The sequence below is a fragment of the Candidatus Thiosymbion oneisti genome (assembly GCF_900092655.1).
GTDB lineage: Bacteria > Pseudomonadota > Gammaproteobacteria > Chromatiales > Chromatiaceae > Thiosymbion > Thiosymbion oneisti.
Map to the genome: position 1 here is coordinate 1 of NZ_FLUY01001715.1, position 2,403 is coordinate 2,403.

1 protein-coding gene is annotated in these 2,403 nt (G+C 61.8%); it reads right to left on the reverse strand.

The genetic code is table 11. From position 1 onward, the window contains the following. Nucleotides 1-202: 202 nt before the first annotated feature. Nucleotides 203-2,191 carry a pentapeptide repeat-containing protein gene (locus BQ17_RS18155; RefSeq protein ID WP_089729530.1) on the reverse strand — a complete coding sequence of 663 codons (1,989 nt, stop codon included), beginning with the start codon at nt 2,189-2,191 and terminating at the stop codon, nt 203-205. Nucleotides 2,192-2,403 lie beyond the last annotated feature (212 nt).

Sequence of the window (2,403 nt, forward strand, 5' to 3'; positions counted from 1 at the left end):
CCCTGTTTTCGTTCGCCCTCTCCCCAACCCCTCTCCCGCCGGGAGAGGGGCTTTGAGGCTTAACTTAATGGTATTGGATTAGGGCTCACCCCTTATTAAATATCAACACGCCCTAGTGTAATCCTACTGCGGCATACCGCACTCACCACATCCTACACTCCCGCCCTCATCACTCATCACTCATCATTCATCACTACGTGGGCTACGACCCTGTTTTAGACAGCTTATCGAGCACCTCGGCCAGGACGGAACAAGCCCCGGATTCGGCCTTGGCCCGGAGTACCTGTTCCAATACCGGATCACCCTCGTTCCACTCCGTCTTTTTGGCGTCCTTCCACATCCTTTCAGCGATGTAGCGGTTGTTGCAGGCGAGTCCGGCACGATAATCCGTGCGTTCCCGCTCGAACACGGCCGCATCCGGCGGTGCCGGCCAGCACTTGAACGGACCCTGTTGATCGTGCATGACGTCGGGTTTCTCAGGCGGCGAGATCGCCGTCGGTTGCACAGGCAGCTCGAAGGCGACGGACCAGAAGCGCTCGATGGCCGGCTCGACCCCTTCCCGCCTCCACTGAGACCAGTGTTCGCCTGCCTGCTCCAGCTTGGCCTCCAGTTTCTCGGCCTCCGAGAACACGGAGGATAACTCTTCCCAGTCGTCACGCGGCCAGCGCAGACTCCGCAGATCGGCGAGCGAGAGTTCCGCGGCCTGGAAATCCGTTCCATAGACCACCGCCCTCCGGAGATCCGCGCCCTCGAGCTGCGCTTCCCTGAGATCCGCGATCTGGAGCTGCGCCCTGGAGAGATCCGCGCCCTGTAGATCCGCATGTTGGAGATCCGCGATCTGGAGCTGCGCCTCTCGGAGATCCGCGATCTGGAGCTGCGTCCAGGAGAGATCCGCGCCCTCGAGCTGCGCCCCGGAAAGATCCGCGCCCTGGAGCTGCGCCCCATAGAGATCCGCGCCCTCGATCTGCGCCCCTCGGAGAACCGTGTCCTGGAGCTGCGCCTCCTGGAGTTTCGCGTCCTTAAGGTTTGCGTACTCCAGCTGGGCATGCCGGAGGTCTGTGTGCTGCTTCACGCTATCTCGATCAATCGGACGCATGTCCGCGCCTTGGAGCCGGGTACCCTGGAGCTTCGCGTATTGTAGATTTGCACCCCGAAGGTCGGCGTCCCAGAGCGTGCTGTTGGAGAAATCGGCATAGCGCAGATCTCTGCCGCGCAGCTCCAGTGCCTCACCGTCCTTTATCCAGACCCCCGCTTCCGCTTCGGGATCCTGATCCTGCTTCGCACGGGCGGTGGACAAGAGCTCGACCGGGGGATTCTTGCGCATCAGGACCCGTTCGCGCAGCTCCAGATTGCGATGGATCCAGGGCAGTCCCGGCTGGTTCTCAGCCAACTCTTCTTCCTTGTCCTTGGCCCCCCATTTCTCGGCCAACCATTCTTCGGTGTCGCCGACGTGCGGAACCACCAGAATCCAGGCGCCGAATGTCAGGATCGCAGACACCAAGGCTCCCAAGCCCGTGGACACCCAGACTCCCCAGCTGGATCGGGACTGGGACCACCAGTCCCGCCAGCGCCCGGAGCGGGAGGACAGGCGGGGCCAGAAGATCCAGAGCAGCAGCAGGTCGAGGGTGAGTACCAGTTGGTGATTGAAGGTGATCCATGCGCTGTGATAGGGCAGGAATTTATATTGGATGGCCGCCAGCAGGAGAATGGGGGTTATCAGAATGGTGACGACCACCGCTACTCCGAATACCCAGCGGATCAGCCGCGGATGCTGGCTACCGACGATCCGGTGGCTGAAGATGAGGGGAAAGAGCAGCCCCCGCTGGATGCGCGCCGACTCCGACGGCAGGGACCCGAGTACATGATTGAGGTCGAACAGCTTGCGGGACAGCAGATAGAACTGGCTGAGCAGATGGGCGTGGAAGATCAGTACCAGCCAGGGAACGACCACATAAAACCCCACCAGGGGCAGCTCCACACCGAGCAGGGGCAGCTCGGCACCGGTCCCCTTCAGGAGCTGTTCGTCGTCGGTCGAGAAGACGATGACCGCCACATAGAAGGCGAACAGGAGGAATTTGAAATAGAGCCCGCGCACATGGCGCGCGGATTCGTCCGCCGCGGTACGCAGGAGCGCCAGCTTGCCGTCCTGGAGGGACCAGAGATTTTCGGCTTGGTCTCGGTTGCGAGGCATTTCACCGATCTCCGAATGCTTGTCGTGGTCGGTCGGGTTAGGCGCACCTTCCGAGGCCGACAGGTATCAGCGAATCCGAACGCGCCCTGGCCCGACAACGCGGTCTATCGAATCCGCTTATGGATTCCGGGCTGTTTTGGAGTGCGCCGGCAAAGCGGCGCGACCGCATCGAACCTCAGCGACGGGGGATACCAGCGGCGCTTGCCAAGAAC

Excerpts from the sequence above, each read along its gene's own strand:
- BQ17_RS18155 (WP_089729530.1), bottom strand. The coding sequence starts at position 2,191 with ATGCCTCGCAACCGAGACCAAGCCGAAAATCTCTGGTCCCTCCAGGAC.